Origin of the sequence: Segatella copri, from assembly GCF_015074785.1 — a bacterium.
Lineage (GTDB): Bacteria > Bacteroidota > Bacteroidia > Bacteroidales > Bacteroidaceae > Prevotella.
Genome location: NZ_CP042464.1, coordinates 1,807,270 through 1,827,381 on the forward strand (window position 1 = coordinate 1,807,270; position 20,112 = coordinate 1,827,381).

18 protein-coding genes are annotated in these 20,112 nt (G+C 47.4%); 12 read left to right on the forward strand and 6 right to left on the reverse strand.

Features of this window, described 5'->3' with window-relative positions:
- The first annotated feature begins 24 nt into the window (after positions 1 to 24).
- The 6 genes from FO447_RS07915 (at position 25) to FO447_RS07940 (ending at position 6,796) form a co-directional block, all read left to right on the forward strand.
- Entirely contained in the window at positions 25 to 1,023 is a 999-nt protein-coding gene (locus tag FO447_RS07915; protein ID WP_006847212.1) for an NAD(P)H-dependent glycerol-3-phosphate dehydrogenase, read from the forward strand.
- A gap of 84 nt (positions 1,024 to 1,107) precedes the next feature.
- The gene (locus tag FO447_RS07920; protein ID WP_200758375.1) at positions 1,108 to 2,463 is read left to right on the forward strand and encodes a glucose-6-phosphate isomerase; all 1,356 of its coding nucleotides are present in this window, start codon (positions 1,108 to 1,110) and stop codon (positions 2,461 to 2,463) included.
- A 3-nt stretch (positions 2,464 to 2,466) separates the two neighbouring features.
- On the forward strand, positions 2,467 to 3,192 hold the full coding sequence (locus tag FO447_RS07925; RefSeq protein ID WP_117691754.1) for an HAD family hydrolase: 726 nt from the start codon (positions 2,467 to 2,469) through the stop codon (positions 3,190 to 3,192).
- Between the two features lie 65 nt (positions 3,193 to 3,257).
- Complete coding sequence (gene gmd, locus FO447_RS07930; RefSeq protein WP_022121697.1) at positions 3,258 to 4,367, forward strand: GDP-mannose 4,6-dehydratase; 1,110 nt, start codon at positions 3,258 to 3,260, stop codon at positions 4,365 to 4,367.
- A 5-nt stretch (positions 4,368 to 4,372) separates the two neighbouring features.
- The gene (locus FO447_RS07935) at positions 4,373 to 5,578 is read left to right on the forward strand and encodes a GDP-L-fucose synthase family protein (RefSeq protein WP_200758500.1); all 1,206 of its coding nucleotides are present in this window, start codon (positions 4,373 to 4,375) and stop codon (positions 5,576 to 5,578) included.
- A gap of 15 nt (positions 5,579 to 5,593) precedes the next feature.
- On the forward strand, positions 5,594 to 6,796 hold the full coding sequence (locus FO447_RS07940) for a uracil-xanthine permease family protein (RefSeq protein WP_117691623.1): 1,203 nt from the start codon (positions 5,594 to 5,596) through the stop codon (positions 6,794 to 6,796).
- A gap of 278 nt (positions 6,797 to 7,074) precedes the next feature.
- On the opposite strand, the gene FO447_RS07945 is transcribed toward FO447_RS07940, so the two are convergent.
- The 3 genes from FO447_RS07945 to FO447_RS07955 all read right to left on the reverse strand — a co-directional run bounded on the left by FO447_RS07945 (position 7,075) and on the right by FO447_RS07955 (position 12,564).
- Positions 7,075 to 8,511 carry a hypothetical protein gene (locus FO447_RS07945; RefSeq protein ID WP_200758377.1) on the reverse strand — a complete coding sequence of 479 codons (1,437 nt, stop codon included), beginning with the start codon at positions 8,509 to 8,511 and terminating at the stop codon, positions 7,075 to 7,077.
- A 34-nt stretch (positions 8,512 to 8,545) separates the two neighbouring features.
- Complete coding sequence (locus FO447_RS07950) at positions 8,546 to 11,347, reverse strand: TonB-dependent receptor (protein WP_200758379.1); 2,802 nt, start codon at positions 11,345 to 11,347, stop codon at positions 8,546 to 8,548.
- Positions 11,348 to 11,490: 143 nt separating this feature from the next.
- The gene (locus tag FO447_RS07955; protein ID WP_200758381.1) at positions 11,491 to 12,564 is read right to left on the reverse strand and encodes a metallophosphoesterase; all 1,074 of its coding nucleotides are present in this window, start codon (positions 12,562 to 12,564) and stop codon (positions 11,491 to 11,493) included.
- Positions 12,565 to 12,885: 321 nt separating this feature from the next.
- Between FO447_RS07955 and FO447_RS07960 the strand changes: the two genes are divergently transcribed.
- Positions 12,886 to 13,449 (forward strand): hypothetical protein, encoded by a 564-nt coding sequence (locus FO447_RS07960; protein WP_200758383.1) that lies wholly within the window; start codon positions 12,886 to 12,888, stop codon positions 13,447 to 13,449.
- A gap of 125 nt (positions 13,450 to 13,574) precedes the next feature.
- Here FO447_RS07960 and FO447_RS07965 read toward each other — a convergent pair whose 3' ends face one another.
- The gene (locus tag FO447_RS07965) at positions 13,575 to 15,365 is read right to left on the reverse strand and encodes a 1-deoxy-D-xylulose-5-phosphate synthase (protein WP_200758385.1); all 1,791 of its coding nucleotides are present in this window, start codon (positions 15,363 to 15,365) and stop codon (positions 13,575 to 13,577) included.
- 166 nt (positions 15,366 to 15,531) lie between these two features.
- Entirely contained in the window at positions 15,532 to 15,900 is a 369-nt protein-coding gene (locus tag FO447_RS07970) for a winged helix-turn-helix transcriptional regulator (protein WP_200758387.1), read from the reverse strand.
- A 292-nt stretch (positions 15,901 to 16,192) separates the two neighbouring features.
- Here FO447_RS07970 and FO447_RS07975 point away from each other — a divergent pair, with 292 nt between their 5' ends.
- The 5 genes from FO447_RS07975 (at position 16,193) to FO447_RS07995 (ending at position 19,175) form a co-directional block, all read left to right on the forward strand.
- Entirely contained in the window at positions 16,193 to 16,642 is a 450-nt protein-coding gene (locus FO447_RS07975) for a cupin domain-containing protein (RefSeq protein WP_200758389.1), read from the forward strand.
- Positions 16,636 to 16,953, forward strand: coding sequence for a hypothetical protein (locus tag FO447_RS07980; RefSeq protein WP_118078704.1), 318 nt, complete (start codon positions 16,636 to 16,638; stop codon positions 16,951 to 16,953). The genes FO447_RS07975 and FO447_RS07980 overlap by 7 nt, the downstream gene beginning before the upstream one ends.
- Positions 16,954 to 17,147: 194 nt before the next feature.
- Positions 17,148 to 17,927, forward strand: a complete 780-nt coding sequence (locus tag FO447_RS07985; protein ID WP_200758391.1) for an MBL fold metallo-hydrolase — start codon at positions 17,148 to 17,150, stop codon at positions 17,925 to 17,927.
- A gap of 13 nt (positions 17,928 to 17,940) precedes the next feature.
- Positions 17,941 to 18,309, forward strand: a complete 369-nt coding sequence (locus FO447_RS07990) for a DUF5131 family protein (RefSeq protein ID WP_262893235.1) — start codon at positions 17,941 to 17,943, stop codon at positions 18,307 to 18,309.
- Complete coding sequence (locus FO447_RS07995) at positions 18,294 to 19,175, forward strand: radical SAM mobile pair protein B (protein WP_119238218.1); 882 nt, start codon at positions 18,294 to 18,296, stop codon at positions 19,173 to 19,175. The genes FO447_RS07990 and FO447_RS07995 overlap by 16 nt, the downstream gene beginning before the upstream one ends.
- Before the next feature lie 299 nt (positions 19,176 to 19,474).
- On the opposite strand, the gene FO447_RS08000 is transcribed toward FO447_RS07995, so the two are convergent.
- Complete coding sequence (locus FO447_RS08000) at positions 19,475 to 19,846, reverse strand: MmcQ/YjbR family DNA-binding protein (RefSeq protein WP_200758395.1); 372 nt, start codon at positions 19,844 to 19,846, stop codon at positions 19,475 to 19,477.
- Positions 19,847 to 20,112 lie beyond the last annotated feature (266 nt).

The following is a 20,112-nucleotide window of genomic DNA, read 5'->3' on the forward strand; positions in this document are numbered from 1 at the left end:
TAATTAATTATAAATTCATTCGAAGTGTTCAACTGCGGTAAAATAGCGATAATTGGCGGCGGTAGCTGGGCTACGGCAATAGCCAAGATTGTGGTGGGTCATACTCATCACATAGGCTGGTATATGCGTCGCGATGACCGCATCGAGGACTTCAAGCGCATGGGGCACAACCCTGCCTATCTGATGTCGGCACGATTCAATGTAGATGAGATTTTCTTCTCTTCCGACATCAACAAGATAGTGCAGAATTACGATACACTCGTGTTCGTCACCCCGTCGCCTTATCTGAAGAATCATCTCAAAAAGCTCAAGACGCGACTCAGCGACAAGTTCATCATCACAGCCATCAAAGGTATTGTACCTGATGAAAACCTCGTTTGCTCAGAGTATTTCCATCAGGTTTACGATGTGCCTTACGAGAACCTCGCCTGCATCGGAGGTCCTTCTCATGCCGAGGAAGTGGCACTGGAGCGACTGAGCTATCTCACCGTGGGCTGTAGCGATACCGAAAAGGCGCGTGCCTTCGCCAACGATTGTCTGGCGAGCGAATTCATCAAGACCAAGACTTCGAGCGATGTCATCGGTATCGAATACTCTTCGGTTCTGAAGAACGTATACGCCATCGCAGCAGGTATCTGTGGCGGTCTGAAGTATGGTGACAACTTCCAGGCGGTACTCATGTCAAATGCCGTTCAGGAGATGCACCGCTTCCTGACAGCCGTCCACCCTATCGACCGAAGCATGTACGACTCAGTTTATCTGGGCGACTTGCTCGTAACAGGTTACAGCAACTTTTCCCGCAACCGCACATTCGGAACCATGATAGGCAAGGGCTACAGCGTGAAGAGTGCGCAGATAGAGATGGAGATGATTGCAGAAGGATATTTCGGCACCAAGTGTATGAAGGAAATCAACCGCCACATGCACGTCAATATGCCGATTCTCGATGCTGTATATAATATATTGTACGAGCGCATCAGTCCGCAAATAGAAATCAAACTCTTGACCGACTCGTTCAGATAGGCACATCCTATCCTTCGGTTTCGGCAGAAGAGTTTGTCTTCAAGTAGTAACATTAACACATTCATTTAGATATTAAAAGAAAAAATGAAAAGTATCAGCTTAAACATTACAAAGGCTGCATCATTCCTTGCAGAAGGTGCAGTAAAGGCTTACGAGCCTAAGGTTAAGGCCGCTCAGGAAGCTCTTGAGAACGGCACTTGTGAAGGTAACGATTTCTTGGGATGGTTGCATTTGCCATCTTCTATCACTCCTGAGTTCCTCAATGAGATTCAGGCTGTTGCCAATACTTTGCGCGAAAAGTGTGAGGTGGTTGTTGTAGCAGGTATCGGTGGTAGCTACCTCGGTGCACGCGCCGTTATCGAAGGCCTCGGCAACTCTTTCGCTTGGCTCGTAAACGACAAGAAGAACCCTACTATCCTCTTCGCAGGTAACAATATCGGTGAGGACTACCTCTTCGAGTTGACTTCTTTCTTGAAGGACAAGAAGTTTGGTGTCATCAATATCTCTAAATCTGGTACCACTACTGAGACTGCTCTCGCTTTCCGTCTTCTGAAGAAGCAATGCGAGGATCAGCGCGGTAAGGAAGAGGCTAAGGATGTTATCGTAGCTGTAACCGACGCCAAGAAGGGTGCTGCACGTACTTGTGCTGACAAGGAGGGCTACAAGAGCTTCATCATCCCTGACAATGTAGGTGGCCGTTTCTCTGTTTTGACTCCAGTAGGTTTGTTGCCTATCGCAGTAGCTGGTTTCGATGTAAAGCAGCTCGTAGCTGGTGCGGCTGACATGGAGAAGGCTTGCGGCAAGGACGTAGCTTTCGAGGAGAATCCTGCAGCTATCTATGCAGCTACACGTCAGGCTCTCTATACTCAGGCTGGCAAGAAGATTGAGATTGTATGCAACTTCCAGCCTAAACTTCACTACTTCGCTGAGTGGTGGAAGCAGCTCTATGGTGAGAGCGAGGGTAAGGACCAGAAGGGTATCTTCCCAGCAGCTTGCGACTTCACTACCGACCTTCACTCTATGGGCCAGTGGATTCAGGAGGGCGAGCGCTCTATCTTCGAGACAGTTATCAGCGTAGAGACTCCTAACGAGAAGTTGCTCTTCCCTCACGATGATGAGAACCTCGACGGTTTGAACTTCCTCGAGGGCAAGCGTGTTGACGAGGTGAACAAGATGGCTGAGCTCGGTACACGTCTGGCTCACGTTGACGGTGGTGTTCCTAACATCCTGGTTAACGTACCTGAGTTGAACGCTTACTACCTCGGTCAGCTGATCTACTTCTTCGAGAAGGCTTGCGGTATCAGCGGTCTCTTGGAAGAGGTGAATCCATTCAACCAGCCTGGTGTTGAGGCATACAAGAAGAATATGTTCGCATTGCTCAACAAGCCAGGTTATGAGGCAGAGAGCAAAGCTATCCAGGAGCGCTTGAAGAATGAATAATTGATGAAGGAAATTATTTTTAAATATATGAAAGAACACGGCTTTGGGGAATTCAACCCTAAAGCCGTGCTTTTTGATATGGACGGCGTGCTGTACAACAGTATGCCAAATCATGCTGTGGCATGGCAGGAATCGATGAAACAGTTTGATATCCACATGACAGCAGCCGATGCTTATGCCACCGAAGGAGCCCGAGGCATTGACACCATCCAGATGATGGTGAAGAAGCAGAAGGGCATCGACATCACGCTGGACGAAGCACAGAAGATGTATGATGTGAAGACCGAAATATTCCACTCGATGCCTACTGCCGAAATATTTCCTGGCGTAAAGGAAATCATGCAGAAGATTAAAGATGCCGGCATGCAGGTAGGAGTGGTAACAGGAAGCGGACAGCGCCCGCTCATCATGCGACTGCTCAACGACTTCGGCGATTTTCTGGATGAAGCACATATCGTAACCGCCTATGATGTAAAGCGCGGCAAACCAAATCCTGACCCATATCTCATGGGATTGCAGAAGGCAGGAAACCTGAAACCCTGGGAAGGCATCGTGGTAGAGAATGCTCCTTTGGGCGTCCGTGCCGGCGTGGCAGCCAACATTTTTACGGTAGCAATTAACAGCGGTCCGCTACCAGATGAAGAATTATCCAATAAGGGTTGCAATCTACTCTATCACCAGATGACTGAATTCTGTGATGACTTTGAAAACCTGATTGCTAAGGCTTAATCCGGTTCACCCACAGATATTCTGACTTATTCAATAAAAAGACATCATTAAAAACATATAATGACATGAATAGAAAAGTAGCTTTAATTACAGGTATTACAGGCCAGGATGGTTCATACTTGGCTGAATTATTGTTGGAAAAAGGGTATGATGTTCACGGAACTATCCGCCGGTCATCTACCGACTACCGCGAAAGAATTGCCCATTTGGAGGGTACGCCTAATTTCCATCTTCACTATGCTGACCTCGGTGACTCTATGAGTATCATCCAGGTAATGAACAAGGTGAAACCTACTGAGGTATATAATCTGGCAGCACAGAGCCACGTACAGGTGAGCTTCGACTCCCCTGAGTTTACAGCAGATGTAGATGCTACCGGTGTGCTCCGTATCCTGGAGGCTATCCGCCAATGCGGTCTGGAGAAGACCTGCCGTATGTATCAGGCTTCAACATCTGAGCTCTACGGTAAGGTAGAAGAGGTTCCTCAGAACGAGAACACTCCATTCCACCCTTATTCTCCATACGCTGTTGCCAAGCAGTATGGTTTCTGGATTGTCAAGGAGTATCGTGAGGCTTATGATATGTTCTGCTGCTCTGGTATCCTCTTCAATCATGAAAGTGAGCGCCGTGGCGAGACTTTCGTTACCCGCAAGATTACTTTGGCAGCGGCACGCATCAAGCAGGGCAAGCAAGACAAGCTCTATCTCGGTAACCTGGATTCGCTCCGCGACTGGGGGTATGCCAAGGATTATGTAGAGTGTATGTGGCTGATTCTCCAGGCTGAGAAACCAGAGGACTTCGTGATTGCAACAGGTAAGCAGCACTCTGTCCGTGAGTTCGCCCAGCTGGCGTTCCACTATGTAGGAATCGAACTGAAATGGGAAGGCAAGGATGAGAACGAGAAGGGTATCTGCGTTGAGGGTCCTGAGGAACTCATCGGCAAGACACTCGTTGAGGTTTCTCCTGATTTCTACCGCCCTACCGACGTGGTGAACCTCTGGGGTGACCCAACAAAGGCTAAGGCTAAGCTCAACTGGAATCCTAACACCACCTCTTTCGAGGATCTCGTAAAGATCATGGTAGAGAGCGATATGGCGAAGGTAGCTGCCGAGGATGCCGGTCAGAAGGTTCGCTGCAATCTTGCAGAATATTTGGAAAAGGGAATTGTTAAGTAATTATGTTGGATAAGAATTCTAAGATTTATATTGCAGGACACCACGGACTCGTGGGTTCTGCTATCTGGAATAACCTCAAGAAGAGAGGTTATAACAACCTGGTAGGTAGTTCTCACAAAGAACTCGACTTGACCGACCAGTATGCAGTAGAGAAGTTCTTTGACGAGGAAAAGCCGGATGCAGTAGTATTGGCTGCTGCCTTCGTGGGCGGTATCATGGCGAATTCATTGTATCGTGCAGACTTCATCATGCAGAACATGAAGATGCAATGCAACGTAATCAGCAACGCTTATTCTCATGGCGTGAAGAAGCTCCTCTTCCTGGGCTCTACCTGCATCTATCCTAAGAATGCACCACAGCCAATGAGTGAAGATGTGCTCCTTACTTCTCCGCTGGAATATACCAACGAGGAATATGCCATCGCCAAGATTGCCGGACTGAAGATGTGCGAGAGCTACAACCTTCAGTATGGTACCAACTATATCGCTGTGATGCCAACCAACCTCTATGGCCCTAACGATAACTTCCATCTGGAGAACAGCCACGTAATGCCTGCGATGATGCGCAAGATTTATCTTGCCAAACTCATCCACGATGGCGACTGGCACAGCATAGAGGTGGATATGAACAAGCGCCCTATCAATCCTACTGATAAGCTCCGCGAAATCATCGGCGAGGGTAACGTAGACGGCAGCAACTCTCACGAGCGCATTCTGAAGGCGCTGGAGTTCTATGGCATCTACGACAACAAGGTAGTGCTTTGGGGAACAGGCAAACCATTGCGTGAATTCCTCTGGAGCGAGGATATGGCAGATGCCAGCGTTCACGTGCTCCTGAATGTAGATTTCAAGGACATCATCGGTATCGAGAAGTACAGTTCTGTATTCTATGGTGCCAAGGTAGATGGTGCTGTGGATAGAAACAACTCTGAGGGCCGTGGTGGCGCTATCCCTTCTCTCGGTGAGATTCGCAACTGCCACATCAACGTGGGTACCGGCAAGGAGCTCACCATCCGTGAACTTTCTGAGCTTGTAGTAAAGGCAGTAGGTTTCGAAGGCGAGGTAGAGTTTGACGCTAGCAAGCCAGATGGAACCATGCGCAAGCTCATCTCTGTAGATAAGCTCCACAGCCTCGGCTGGACGCATAAGGTAGAGATTGAGGATGGTGTGAAGAAACTCTTCGCCTGGTATCAGGAGAGTCTGAAAGACTAATAAAGAATATCGACTATGGATACAGAACAACTTTCTATGACCAAGAAAACCCTTGTGGGAGTACAATTCCTGTTTGTGGCTTTCGGTGCAACGGTTCTGGTGCCTCTTCTGATAGGCATCGATCCGGCAACGGCTCTCTTCACCGCTGGTGTAGGAACCTTTCTTTTTCACTTCATCACCAAGGGTAAGGTGCCTATCTTTCTGGGCAGTTCCTTCGCCTTTATCGCCCCTATCATCGCTGCAACCAAGCAATGGGGACTGCCGGGAACAATCGCCGGACTAACCAGCGTTTCTCTGGTGTATTTCGTCATGAGCGCCCTAGTGAAATGGCAGGGCAAGAAACTGCTGGACAGGATTTTTCCTCCGGTAGTCATCGGTCCCGCCATCATCCTCATCGGTCTCTCCCTTTCGGGCAGCGCTGTGGATATGGCAAAGACCAACTGGATTCTCGCCTTTGCATCGCTCATCACCGCTATCCTGGTGCTTACCTTCTGCAAGGGCTTGATGAAGCTGGTTCCTATCATTTCGGGGGTTATCGTGGGCTATGTCATCGCCATCTGCATGGGCGAGGTAGATTTCTCGGGCGTGGCAGCGGCATCATGGTTCTCCTGTCCTGTATCCTTCGATACCATCACCCATTTCTCCTGGGCTCCATTCCTCTATATGTTGCCCGTGGCAATAGCTCCGGTGCTGGAGCATATCGGCGATGTGTATGTGGTGAGTGCCGTAGCCAAGAAGGATTTCGTGGCAGATCCGGGATTGCATCGCACGATGTTGGGCGATGGACTGGCATGTCTCTGTTCAGCCTTTCTGGGCGGACCTCCTGAGACCACTTATTCAGAGGTAACAGGTGCGATGTCTATCACCAAGGTAACGAGTCCTGCCGTGATTCGCATATCCGCAGCCACCGCCATCTGTTTCTCCATCGTGGGCAAGTTGAGTGCTTTGTTGCAGAGCATTCCTCAGGCGGTTTTAGGTGGCATCATGCTGCTGCTTTTCGGAACCATCGCAAGTGTGGGCGTTCAGAATCTGATGCAGAACAAGGTAGACATGAATGAAACCCGCAATGTCATCATCATCTCTGTGATGCTGACGATGGGCTTGGGTGGCGCCGTTCTCTCATCCGGTTCCTTCGCCATTTCCGGCATCGGTCTTTCCGCCGTCATCGGCGTAGTACTCAACCTCGTTCTTCCTAAGACGAAGAAGAAAGAGGCATAAATAAGGAAAAAGCTTTGAAAACGAGATTGTTTTCAAAGCTTTTTTCTTTTTTATTAGAACAAGAAGAGGGGTAAAACAAGGATTTTAACCTACTAAAACAGTTCTTTCAACTAAGAATAAAAGCATTTATAACTAGATAAAATCTCCGTTCATAGACGTTGAATGTCCGTTCAAAGACGTTGAACCGCCGTTCAACGTCTATGAACGGAGATTTCAATAAGGTTAAAGAACATTTTATCCTATAATCAACCAAGACTTTTCCCGAGATTAACACATTATTAATACTGGAAAGAGGGAGAAAGGAAATAAGAGGAGGAGAGTCCGAATCTTGCGCTTGGCAATGGAGCGGCAAAGTAATAGTTCTGGTCGTTATTCTTATCCAGGAAATTCACCTGCTTCATACCGAAGAATGGCAGACCACTAGGGAAGAGCGGAGTAAAATCGGTTACACCTCCTGAGAGAGCAGGACTGCCTGCCTGATAATCGAAATTCCAACTCTTGTCGAATGCTAATGGAGCACCATTCTCCACTTTATCAATCTCACAGTTGATATTCATCTTCTCGCTCTGTTTGAAGTTTTTGAAGAGTGGATTGAGCTGACCAGCCACGCTACTCTTAATGTCGGTATCAAACCAGATGCCGAGCTCTGCAGCCTTCGCCATCTGTGCTACGCCAGTCTCTGTAGATGCAAAGTAGTAGTTTGGTGTAAGACGACTGTGCTCCATATCTACACCATCCTTCTTTGGCTGCTTCAGACCGAAACGGGAATCGTAGATGAGGTTGTTCACGAAGACTGGCTTCGCTGCCTTCTCTACCCAGACAGAACCACCCTTCTTGTTTTTGGAACGGCGCCAGCCGCAGTTGACGATGGTGTTGTTATAGACGGTCATCTCAGAGAGAGGGATTACCTCGCTATTGCCGGCATTCGAAAGCTTAAAGGCGTTGGTGCAGGCGTTGTAGATGATGTTGTTGGCTACATCGAGCTTGCAACCCGCCTTCACGTTGATGGTCTCACCGCCATCGGCTGCATTTCCGCTATCGGCAAAGATATTGTTGATAATCACACCGTTACCACCGGTAAAGTAAGTCTGATCGTTGTAGTTGTCATGGAAGAAACTGTTTGCCATCACAAACTTGCCGTTTACATTACAGAAGTGAAAGGCTGGCACACCGCCATCGATGGTGGTCTTGAAAAGCTTGTTCTGGAAAGAAGCTGAACTCTCGGTAGGAGTAGCGCCGGCATAGCCCACATCCACGTGGTTGAGCACCACCTCCTCAGAATTATATCCGCAGATGATGCCGCCCCAATCAGCAGGCTTCCTGGTATCAGAAGTAAAGACTACCGGTTTTTCGGCAGTTCCCAGGCAATAAAGATTGCCCAATACCACGATTTCTACTGGCACCTGAACCTCTGACTTGCAGGTAACGGTTACGCCCGGCTCAATGTAGAGCGATGCTCCTACAGGAATCTCAACGCTCTGGCTCAGGGTAGTATCCTTGGTCCAAACCACAGAACCGGCAGGATATTCTGCCACCTTCGTTGTAAAGGCATTTTCTGAACCCTGGTTCCCATTGCTTCCATTACCATTACCATTTCCATTACCGCCATTATTCACGTAATCGTATGGATTGATATTATCGTTCTCGCAAGATGTGGAGAACATTGCAGCTGCTGCCATCAACAGCAAAGCAGCAAAAGTACTTATCTTTTTCATTTCTTTTTTTTTAACCTTTTTACTTTTTTACCTTTTAAAGTTTGTATCTTACTCCCAGAAGGAAGGTTCTGCCATACTGATAAGTTCCCACGATGGTCTTATCGCTCTTCTGACCCTCATACTCCAGGTTGCTCTTGTTCACGGTCTTCAAGTATCTCTCGCGCTTGGCATCGAGCAGATTGTTTGCCTTGAAGAAGACGGAGATGCCGTTCTTGAATTGCTTCTCGGCACTCAGGTCGAGACCGAACATCGCCTTATCCCACTGGTCGGCATCCTTGAAAGGAGAAACCAGGGCAAGCTTGGTGCCCGTGAAGGAAGAGGCAAGCTGCGCATTCCAGCCATTCTCCGTATCCTTATATAATAAGGAGATGTTGGCGGTATGAGGGGCCTGGTTAACCAGCGGACGGGTCTGGGTTACGCCCGTCTTATACTCGGCACTACCCTCCTTGTACTCACGCTTCGAGGTGGTGATTTCAGAATGGGTGTAAGTATAATTCGCCTTTACTCCGAAGTGGCGGATGTACTTGATCACATCAATTTCGAAGCCCATGTTCCTGGCATTACCCAGGTTATCCGGCATGTAGTAGGCATCGGTTCCGGCGCCAATCTTGCCATCCGACGTTACGAACACCTGCTCTATAGGGTCTTTCAGATACTTATAGAATACGCCGGCAAGTATCTGTTCGGTCTTGCTTGGGAACCACTCCCAGCGCAGGTCGATGTTGTCGATGCGGGCACGCTTCAGGTTTGGATTACCTTTTTCCTGATACTCCTCGCCCTGAATCTGATAAGGCACTATCTCGTAGAAGCCCGGACGGTTGATGGAGCGATAGTAAGAGAGACGCACGTTCATCTTCTTGGTTGGCGTCCACTTGACGGATGCCGATGGCAGATAATCCCAGTAGCTCTGCTCGCCCACCTGTCCCATGTTGCGGAAGTGCTGGAGCATGGTGTAAATCTGGTTGGTGTGCTCGGCACGAAAACCGGCATTCAGTTCGCCCATCTCGCTCTTCAGGGTTACCATGGCGTAGGCTCCGCCGATGTGCTCCTTGGAATCGTAGTTGAGCTGCGAAGCCTGAGAATAAGGAGTCTTGCAAACCCAATCGATGTGAGCAAACTGGTCTATTCCGTTGCCATCCAATCGCTGCGAGATGTCGGCAGGATTGAAGATGTAAGAATAATATCTGTTGCTGCGTTCCTTTCTGCGATACTGCGCACCCGCCTTCCAGAGAGCCTCCACAGAGTTGGCGAAATGGGTTTCGTAAGAGAGGTTGATGTAACCCGCCCAGTCGGTATCCTTGTTGTGCTGGAATCGGCGTTCGGCACTCTTTGGCAGGGTCTTGGTGATGTTCTTGTCGCCTTCCCAGATGGAACCCGAAACGGCATCGCCGCCATTCTCGGCTTTTCTGCTCACGGTATTCGTCAGGGTAACGTAAGTTCTATCTGGATCTTCCTCCTTAGCCTGCGAGAATACGCCCGACCAATCTATGGTAAAATCCTTGGTAAGATGATGCGTACCCTTCAGATTGGTGGCGAAGATGCTCTGGGTGGTTGAGAGAGAGCGCACCTCATCATCCTGGGTGTAGCTGTCGGCTCCGATGTATTCGGTGTTGACGCTATTGTTGTATCTGGTGCCCTTGGAATTGGTGCGCACATACATGTTGTACCATTCTAGCTTGTGGCCAGGCAGGGTTAAGTCGAACTTGGCATGAGCACCCGCAGTAAGGTCGTGGATGCTATAGTAGCGATGCTGCAGATTGGAAATGTACATGGCCTGCTCGCCCGAAGCCATCTTCACGGAATTGTAGGTGCGCTCGGTGCCACGGAAAACATTCTGCACACTTCCGGCAAGCATCACGCCCAGGCGGTCGTTCCAGAAGCGGTTGCCGATGCTCAGACCTCCTATGAAGTTAGGAGCAGGAAGAGAATGGCTCTTCAACTGAACAGGACCGTTCTTGAAATCGCTCATCTGCGCCTTGTAGTCTTTTCCGAAAGCCTCGTAAGGAGATTTCTTTGTATAATCAGAGCGGTTGCTGGAAAGATAATCTCTGCCATCCTTCCAGAAATAATCACTTGCTCCGATGGCAGCATTCGCCTGAATCTGGAAGCGGGATGGGGCATCCTTCATCACCATATCCACCACGCCGCCGGCTGCATCGCCTTCCATATCGGCAGTCAGAGACTTGGAAACCACGAGGCGGTCCATCAGATCTGAAGGGAAGATATTCAATGGGATGTAACGGTTTTTATCATCCGGACTTGGAATCTTCACGCCGTTTACCAGGGTGTAGTTGTATCGCTTGTCCATGCCTCGGAGGATGGCGTAGGAAGCCTCGCCCGATGCATCACGCTCCATGGTTACACCCGATACACGCTGCAGAACGCTCGCCACGTTGACATCAGGCGAAAGCTGGATGCTCTGCTGGCTCATCACGTTGAGCACGTTGCCGGCATTCTTCACGGTTTCTATGGCGCTGCGGTCGCTGCGGTATTCACGATGACCGGTAACCACCACTTCGCCCAACTGCTTCAGGTCTTCATCCATCGGAATATCCACCTTGTTTTTCTTAGCTACATCCACTACCATCTCCCTGGTCTTGTACGACATGTAGGAAACGATGATGGTAAACTTGCCTTTATCAGGCAATTCATGCAGGGTGAACGTACCATCAAGTCCGGTGGTGGTACTCACGTTGGGCAGCTCCTTTACCCGGATTACGGTTCCGATGAGGGGTTCGCCCGTTTTGTTATCCTTGACTATACCATCCAGCGTATGAGCCTGGATAGCGGAAGTTGCAGCGGCAAGAAGCGCCGCACTCAGCAAAAATCTTTTCATCTATATCGCTATTGAAATCTTCATTCGTTTCTTTTCGCAAAAAAGCTCCTTTTACCTTTAATATAAAAGCTTGGGGACCAGCGATAGAATCGCTGGGAACGGGGGCGCAAAGGGGGTAAGGCGCTTTTTACTTTTTTACCTTTTTACTTTTTTACCTTTAAAACCGTGTGAATGATTTTTCCATCCTTGTCAATCATCGACATTCTCAGCTGCTTCTTATCTGCTGTAAATACAGAGAAGCCATCGGCAGGACTGCAGAACACGGTGCCATCAATAGGCTTCACAGGACGAGCCAGAGATGAAGAGGAATTGACTACGTAGTCGATGTTATCGCCCTTCTTCTGGATGTGCTGGAAGTTGTGGATGTGACCGCAGGCATAAATCGCCACATTATTATATTTATGGAGGACAGGAAGGAGGCGCTTCTGCATGTCGAGGCGCTCATTCTCCTTCTTCGTGGTGTAGGCGTAGATAGGATGATGACCTACCACGATGACCCAGTCTTCCTTGGCATTCTTCAGAGTTTCGTCAAGCCAGGAGAGCTGAGCCTCTGCATCCTGCTTGCAGGCATCAGGATAGATTTCCGGATTCTTGCGGTAAGAATCGATGAGGGGTGTGGTATCGAGGAAGATGACGCGCACGGTGGTTCCCTTGTGGTCGAACACCTTGGTGTAATATTTGGCTGACATCATCCAGCGGCGACTCACCTTGCCGTATTCCATAAAAGCCTGGGTATCACCACGATACTCATGGTTTCCGCAAACCGGGAACCAGTTGAGCATCAGGTCGGGATGAGAATAAACCCATTCGTAATTGGTAAGCCACAGAGGGTCCTGGGTAGAAGCCACGCCATTGAAATGGTGGATGTCGCCCACGGCAAGTACACATTCCGGATCTACTGTGCCCGCCATCTCGCCCATCAGTTCGGCGATAGGCTTCTGGTCGTAGTAGCCGTTGCGACCCATATCATTGGTCATGTAGAGGGTGATTTCACCCTTCAGTTTCTGCCATTCGGCAGCATTCGCCTTCCAGTTAGGATTCTGCGGAATGGCGGTTGCTGCACTCTGAGAACAGGTTGTTAATGCTGCGTTTTGAGCCTGTGCAGTCAAGCCTCCACCCAACAATAAAGCCGAAGCCAAAACTACATTAGCTACTCTACCTTTCATCATAGCAAAGCCATTCATGCTGCTATGCTTACCCGATACTTTCTTTTCCATTTTTTCTTTATCTTACTATAATACCTTTATTAAAGATTTCCCCTTTCGGGGTAATTCCTGTTAAATTTCGGGTGCAAAGGTAAGGATATTATGTGTCAATGAGGTTACAAGGATTTTAATTAGCAGATAAAAGATACTACAATCTTATTACGGGAGTTTCCCCGATGCTTTTAGGGAAAATCATACATCAGATTATGGTTTTCCCCTTGTTGTTTTCAGCTATTCTCTCTATCTTTGCACCATCAAAAAGTTGATAGCGGCACCAAGTAGCCTCTTCAATTAAAATAAATGCAGTAATAACCCTTTAAAGAGAAGATAGTTATGAAAAGAATGATTATGACATTGGTAGCAGCATGGATGATGATAACATCTATGAATGCTCAGAGACTGACAGACATTCAGGCAGAAGCCCGTTTTATCACAGATAAGATGGTGGTGGAACTAGGATTGAGCAGCGCCCAGCGCAACAATCTGCTGAACATCAACTTCACCTACCTGGACGGCATCCGCAGCTATCGCGACATTGATGCCTACGGCTGGCATTACCGCAACAAGCAGCTCAAGCGCATGATGACCGCCAGACAATGGAAGAAATTTAAGAACTCATACTATTTCTATCGCCCTATCGGCTGGCAGAATCATGTGTATGTTCACCATATTTACACCAAGTATCCAAAGCATAACTGGGGACACGACAAGCGCCGCCCTCGCCCTGAGTGCAGCTACGGAAGACCGGGATGGCCAGGCGGAACCCATGTAACTTATGGACCAGGAAAGCCGTGCAAGCATCACAAGCACGATAAGAAGTGGAAGCACGACAAGAAGAAGTGGAAGCACGATAGAGATTGGGATGATGATGATGACGATGATGATGATGATGATTGAGATAATGACTGGGATGATGACTGAGATTAAGACAAACATTCGATGATAAAACAGAAGAAATCCAAGCTAGAGATGATTCTCCGGCTTGGATTTCTCGTTAAATAAAAACTAACTATGCCGACTAACTAATCATTAATTACTGACAAAACGTCTTCCACAATCTGCTCATCGAGCAGGCGATTATCCGAAAGCAACTCCTTCACATCGTATCTGTCGTAGAGTCCCTTCCTGATGCCGCCCACCATCACCTTCATTTCTGAAGTGCCATAGTAAGAGGCGATGCGCTCTCCGAATCCGCCATCCTTCGAGCCATCCTCCAGGGTTACCACCAGCTGATGATTTGCCTTCAGGCTATCCAGCACTTCGGCATCCACCTCATTCAGATAACGGGGGTTGATGAGCGTAGCATCGATGCCCTTATCAGCCAACAGGCGGACTACATTCTCGCCCTTCTGATAGAACGAACCGGCGGCGATGACTGCCACCTTCTCGCCCTGGTGCATCACCTTGTACTTTGCCTCGTAGCCATACTCAGCATCAACGGCTTCTGACGTATGAACCACGCCATTGCTTGGCACACGGATGGCGATAGGTTTCTTATCCTGCAGAATGCTCCAGCGGAGCATGGAGAAATACTCCTCGCAGGTGGTTGGAGCCAGATAGATGAGCCCCGGAATGCTGCAGAGCATCGGAATATCGAAAAGGCAGATGTGGGTGATGTCGTTCATCGAGTTCACTCCGCCTCCTACCACGTTGATTACGGCTGGGTTGGAATTGATGCAGAGGTCTTGCGCTATCTGGTCGTAGGTGCGCTGGATGAAGGTGCTGTAAACCGTCCATACCGGATGCAGTCCGCCCTTCGCCATTCCCGAAATCATGGCCACAGCCTGCTCCTCGGCTATTCCCATATCGATGTGCTGATTGCCAGCCAGTTGGCGCTTATCGGCAGTAAAGCCGCCTGCGGTAGGAGTACCGGCGGTTACGGCGATGAGGGTCTTATCCTGTTTCATCTCGCTGAGCATCCAGTCAGAGAATAAAGTGCCGTAATCCTCTGTTGGAGCAACTTCCGGGAGGGTTCCATCGGCATTCTTTCTTGGTCGGCTGCCATCTTCCAGGTTGAAAGGCAATCCCCAATGCCAAGCCTCCTTGTTGGCTACGGCTGGCGCAAATCCATGACCTTTTTCTGTGTGGATGTGAACCACGGTAGGCTTATCCGTATCCTTCACGCTCTCGAAAACCTGGATGAGTTTTTCGATGTCGTTACCCTCTTCCAGATACTTGTATTCAAAGCCCCACGCCTTGAACCAGTTGTGCTCGCAGGTGCCGTTGCTCTGGCGCAAGGCACGCAGGTTCTTATAGATTCCGCCATGATTTTCGGCGATAGACATTTCGTTGTCGTTCACCACGATGATGATGCCCGTGCCGAGTTCCGAAGCCTCATCCAGTCCCTCGAAAGCCTCGCCGCCCGAAAGGGAGCCGTCACCGATAATGGCGATGATGTTCTCATCGGTACCCTTGACGTCGCGCGCCTTCTGCAAACCGGTGGCAAGACTCACGGAAGTGGAAGTATGCCCCACCTCAAAGTTATCATATTCCGGACATTCGGCAGGAGAAGAATAGCCCGAAATGGCATTCATGTCATCCACATCGCCGAGGAATCCCGCAGCTCGTCCGGTGAGCACCTTATGCGGATAGCATTGGTGGCTTACGTCAAACACGAGCTCATCCTTTGGCGCATCAAACACGTAGTGAAGCGCCACGGTAGCCTCCACGAATCCGAGGTTTGGTCCCACATGACCGCCATACTTGCTTACACGGTTCAGCACAGCCTGTCTGGTTTCATCAGCCACCACCTGCAGCTCCTTCAAATCCAGCTTCTTCAAGTCGGCTGGCGACTTTATTTTCTCAATATACATATTTTTATACTTATAGTTATAATTCTATGATGATTATATGATGATTATAATCATGATTATATGAGGATCATGATTTCCGGGTGCAAAGATACGAAGATTCCCGAAAACACGCATTACCCCAACTACAGAAAAAATGAATGATTTTCCGGAAAACTCATCTTGGAAATCAGCCTACAGCCTTATCCCTATCCTTCAGAATCACAGCCATGTTATCCAGCGCCCATTTTATCAGATGATCCATAATAGGAATAAGGGTTTCAGCACGAGGTGTGAGAGAATACTCCACTCTTGGCGGCACTTCGGCATAAGCCTTGCGGGTAACGTAGCCATCAGCCTCCAGCGATTTTAACGTGCTGGTAAGCATTTTCTGCGAAATATCCGGAATCAGCTTACGCAGGGCATTAAACCGGAGGGGACCATCCTGATGATATTTCAGGGTGTAGATTACCAGTAGCGACCACTTGTCGCAAACACGCGCCAGGACGTTACGGATGGGACAGTCCTGCACTACCATTTCTTTTATCATTTTTGCCATAATCTATCTTCTTTATATTCTACTATAATATTCTGCAATAATGTTCTGCAAAACTCTATAATATTCTGCAATAGGCTACAAAAGTAACTAATATCCGAAAAGAAACCAAACATACCAAGTTAATCTAAGTTAACGCTTCATTTTTCTTTCTCCCATTCCCACGCAATAGTTACCTCCCGGTAACCATCTTACCCCCAAGTTCCCTCTTGCAGGAACCAGTTTTTCGCAGTATCTTTGCAGCGCAATTCAGAAATAAAAAGAGAAATATAAACATTTAAAAATAACAGAAAAGATGAAAGAAACAAAGCTTATTGCAAAGGCTGAGAACTTCACAGCCACAGATTTTGGTAAGATGAGTGAAATCAAGGATTACACCTTAGAGTTGGGTCCTAAGATTAAGATTCCCGGAAAGGTATTCGGAGGTCAGAGCGTAAACGCTACTGGTGGCGAGTTCTCATTCCAGAACTTTGCTCCTGGCACAGAGACTGGTTTCCTCCATACTCACAAGAACCACGAGGAACTGTATTTCTTCCTCAGCGGCAAGGGCGAATTCCAGGTGGATGGCAAGGTATTCCCAGTTCAGGAGGGAAGCGTGGTGAGAGTAGCACCAGACGGCAAGCGCTCCGTTCGCAACAATGGTACAGAACCACTCGTGATGCTCTGCGTGCAGTATAAGGGCGAAACCTTTACAGCCGAAGATGCAACCGACGGCGTGATTCTGAATGATAAGGTGGAGTGGTAGGAACTACTCCACCACCATGGATTGTCCTTGAGAACGCCGATGGCAAGAAGTCATATAGGTATTTCAAGAAGGAGCATGTGGACAAGGCTGAGGTCAGACGCAAAGTTGAGTCCATACCGTTTGAAGAACGGAAGAAACGCAACAACGTAGAAGCAGCAATGTTCCAGTATGGCTTCCATACAAGAAACAACAAGACCAGATATCGCACACTCTTTAAGCACGGCTTGCAAGCAATTGCAAGATGCGCTTGGATGAACATGCGCCGTCTTTTCTGGTTTGACTGCCAATTAAGTCTCCAAATTGCAAAATAAGTAGTTCAAAGAGCGAATAGCCCCATTTTGAGGCATTTTTAAGGCTGTAGTTGCGTACTAAAGTTGTTTGACCAACTAATGAACACTAACTATTCGCCAGAGTTAGTTAAAGCCAAGGGAAGAATATAACAGTCCAAGGCTATTGTTTAATTTAAATAGAATCCACTTTTTCAAGTGGACTCATACAACAAATTATGAAGAGAAAAAATGTTACAATTCGACTGATTCGCAATGCAACTTTGCGAATTCATTATGCTGGAAAAGAGATACTTGTTGACCCCATGCTTGCCGAAAAAGGCACTTTGCAGTCGGCCCTCGGAGTATATAAGACACCAAGAGTACATCTTACGATGCCGATGAATGAAATTACGGATGGTCTGGATATGGTATTGCTGACACACAACCATATTGACCATTACGACCCGACAGTGAAACAGCATTTAGCGACGAACATCCTGTTCCTGACACAACCGCAGGATAAAGAGGAGATTATGCAGGATGGTTTTACCAATGTAGAAAGCATTGAAAAAGACAAAACCATTGGAGATTTAACCATTCATCGCATCCAAGGGCACCATGGCTTCGGACAGATTGGAGAAATGATGGGGCCGGTATCCGGCTATGTGCTTACCGCGTCTGGTTTCCCTACCGTATATATAATGAGTGACTGCAAGTGGGAGGAGTGTATCCGTCAGACCATAGAACAGTTTGCTCCCGATTACATCATAGTGAACAGTGGAGGTGCAATATTCCCTGAATTTTCTCGAACAGAAGGTTCTATTATTCCCGACGAACAGGAAGTTATGACCATGCTTGATGAACTTCCTGCTCACATCAAACTAATAGCAGTCCACATGGAAGCTACTGATCATGGGCAGACCACACGCGCAATTCTGCGTAACGAGGCCATGCATCACGAAATAGAAATGAGTCGCCTGATTATTCCTGAAGATGGAGAAACAATAATATTATGAGCGTCTGTATCAAATCACTTATAACGATGAAAACGTATGGATGGGAGTTACTGTGACTAGGGCTTCCAAGAAGAAACGGCTGAAGGAATTAAAAGGTCACATTCGCTCTAAACATTATCATGCCACTTTTGAACCTCTCTTTGAGGATGTGGGTGAGATAGATTTGGAGGGTTACGAATGGATTGTTATAGGGACGGAAACAGGCAAAAGGAAAGGGAAAGTAGATGCCAATCCTGAATGGGTACTTCATATTGTAGAACAGGCGAAAAGAAATCACATTCCGGTATTTATGAAAGAAGACCTTTTGCCTATCATGGGAGAAGACCGAATGATTCAAGAGCTACCAGAACAATTTATAGAAAAAATATGGAAAAGGAAATAATCAAAGAAATAGATGTACAGAGTGTCATGACCAAATCTTCGCTGCCGGTCGGCGGGTATTCGGTCAATCCCTATGTAGGCTGTCCACACGCCTGCAAATATTGCTACGCCTCGTTCATGAAACGTTTCACTGGACATACCGAACCGTGGGGAGCATTCCTGGACGTGAAGAATTGGAAACCGATAAAGAATCCACACAAATATGATGGCGAGCGTATTGTGATAGGTTCTGTGACGGATGGTTACAATCCGTATGAAGAATCTTTCCGTCGTACGCGTAAATTGCTCGAAGAACTACATGGAAGTAATGCCGAGATTATGGTTTGTACGAAATCCGACCTCGTCCTGCGTGACCTCGATCTATTGAAAGGTTTTCCTAAAGTAACGGTATCGTGGTCGGTCAATACGCTTGATGAGCGGTTCCGCACGGATATGGACAATGCCGTGAGCATAGAACGTCGCCTGAAAGCGATGCGTCAAGTCTATGAGGCAGGCATCCGTACCGTATGTTTCGTTTCACCCATATTTCCGGGAATAACCGATGTGAAGGCGATTATTGGGGAGGTGAAAAATTATGCCGATTTGATATGGCTTGAAAATCTGAACCTGCGTGGACAATTCAAAGGAGGAATAATGACGTATATTCGTGAGAAATATCCCGAGCTCTTTCCGTTGTACGAAGAGATATACAACAAGAAAAAACTTGATTACTGGCAGGCTTTGGAACAGGACATATCCCAGTATGCACAAACACAAGGCTTTCCCTATCGGGTGAACGATTTGCCTTACGGACGCTCCGAAAAAGGTAAACCTGTCATCGTGAACTATTTCTATCATGAGAAAATCAGGCTCAAAAACAAAGGGTGAATGCCGTAAAAGGATAATGGATATGGTCAAAGATGAGCCCGGACCTGATGATATCTCACATCAGGTATGAACAAAAATCCGCGATAAGGACAACCCACGCCGATTGACATTGTCGCCAACAATGACAGTGGTTTATCGGGGATTATTCTCCAAAAGGAGTAAGTTTCTCAGATTTTATTTGTACTTTTGCCATGTCATTTATCGAATTCTCTTGTTTTTTTTGCAACACTAATATAAGTGAATTCTTTGACATGACAAAATCCTAAGCAACTTTTTGTTGCTCAGGTACTTAAAAAATATTATAAACTATAGTGTTGCGGAATTAAGGGATGCTCAAGCTTTTCCTTTTTCTTGAGCTTCTTCACCACTTCGGAATAGCTGTGGCGAATCAGGGACTGGATGAAATCATCTTCCAGCGTGCCATAGAGGTTTACCTGATTCCAGTATTTCTTATTCCAATGCCATGCGCCTTCTATTTCGGGATGCACTTCCCGGAGTTCGAGGGCGTAATCGGCATTACATTTCATCGTAACCCACTCGGGGCGCTCCAGGTCAACACAGGCAAAAATCTTGCCCGAGATGCGAAACACCAAGGTCTGCTCATCAAAAGGAAAATCCTCGGTTACGAGGGGAAGCGAGAGGCAATACTCTCTAACAGATTCTATATTCATAATTTCTTCTGATTATTTCTGATTAAAATGTTTTCTATGTTTTAGGGGACAAAGATAATAAATTCTGATGAAACGGCAAGATTTATTCCATAAAAAAACATCAGATTTTCCAGCACAACGAATTCTACGATGTTTTCTCTTTAAAGCACAAAGATTATTAGAACTTTTTTTTTGTAATGAGACTGCAAAGATAGGCGATTTTTAGGGAGAAGATTTTAACATAAAGGAATAAAACGAGAGTTTTTAGAGAAGATAGATTACTTTTT

Excerpts from the sequence above, each read along its gene's own strand:
- FO447_RS07920 (WP_200758375.1), top strand. The coding sequence starts at position 1,108 with ATGAAAAGTATCAGCTTAAACATTACAAAGGCTGCATCATTCCTTGCA.
- FO447_RS07925 (WP_117691754.1), top strand. The coding sequence starts at position 2,467 with ATGAAGGAAATTATTTTTAAATATATGAAAGAACACGGCTTTGGGGAA.
- gmd (WP_022121697.1), top strand. The coding sequence starts at position 3,258 with ATGAATAGAAAAGTAGCTTTAATTACAGGTATTACAGGCCAGGATGGT.
- FO447_RS07940 (WP_117691623.1), top strand. The coding sequence starts at position 5,594 with ATGGATACAGAACAACTTTCTATGACCAAGAAAACCCTTGTGGGAGTA.
- FO447_RS07945 (WP_200758377.1), bottom strand. The coding sequence starts at position 8,511 with ATGAAAAAGATAAGTACTTTTGCTGCTTTGCTGTTGATGGCAGCAGCT.
- FO447_RS07950 (WP_200758379.1), bottom strand. The coding sequence starts at position 11,347 with ATGAAAAGATTTTTGCTGAGTGCGGCGCTTCTTGCCGCTGCAACTTCC.
- FO447_RS07955 (WP_200758381.1), bottom strand. The coding sequence starts at position 12,564 with ATGGAAAAGAAAGTATCGGGTAAGCATAGCAGCATGAATGGCTTTGCT.
- FO447_RS07960 (WP_200758383.1), top strand. The coding sequence starts at position 12,886 with ATGAAAAGAATGATTATGACATTGGTAGCAGCATGGATGATGATAACA.
- FO447_RS07965 (WP_200758385.1), bottom strand. The coding sequence starts at position 15,365 with ATGTATATTGAGAAAATAAAGTCGCCAGCCGACTTGAAGAAGCTGGAT.
- FO447_RS07970 (WP_200758387.1), bottom strand. The coding sequence starts at position 15,900 with ATGGCAAAAATGATAAAAGAAATGGTAGTGCAGGACTGTCCCATCCGT.
- FO447_RS07975 (WP_200758389.1), top strand. The coding sequence starts at position 16,193 with ATGAAAGAAACAAAGCTTATTGCAAAGGCTGAGAACTTCACAGCCACA.
- FO447_RS07985 (WP_200758391.1), top strand. The coding sequence starts at position 17,148 with ATGAAGAGAAAAAATGTTACAATTCGACTGATTCGCAATGCAACTTTG.
- FO447_RS07995 (WP_119238218.1), top strand. The coding sequence starts at position 18,294 with ATGGAAAAGGAAATAATCAAAGAAATAGATGTACAGAGTGTCATGACC.
- FO447_RS08000 (WP_200758395.1), bottom strand. The coding sequence starts at position 19,846 with ATGAATATAGAATCTGTTAGAGAGTATTGCCTCTCGCTTCCCCTCGTA.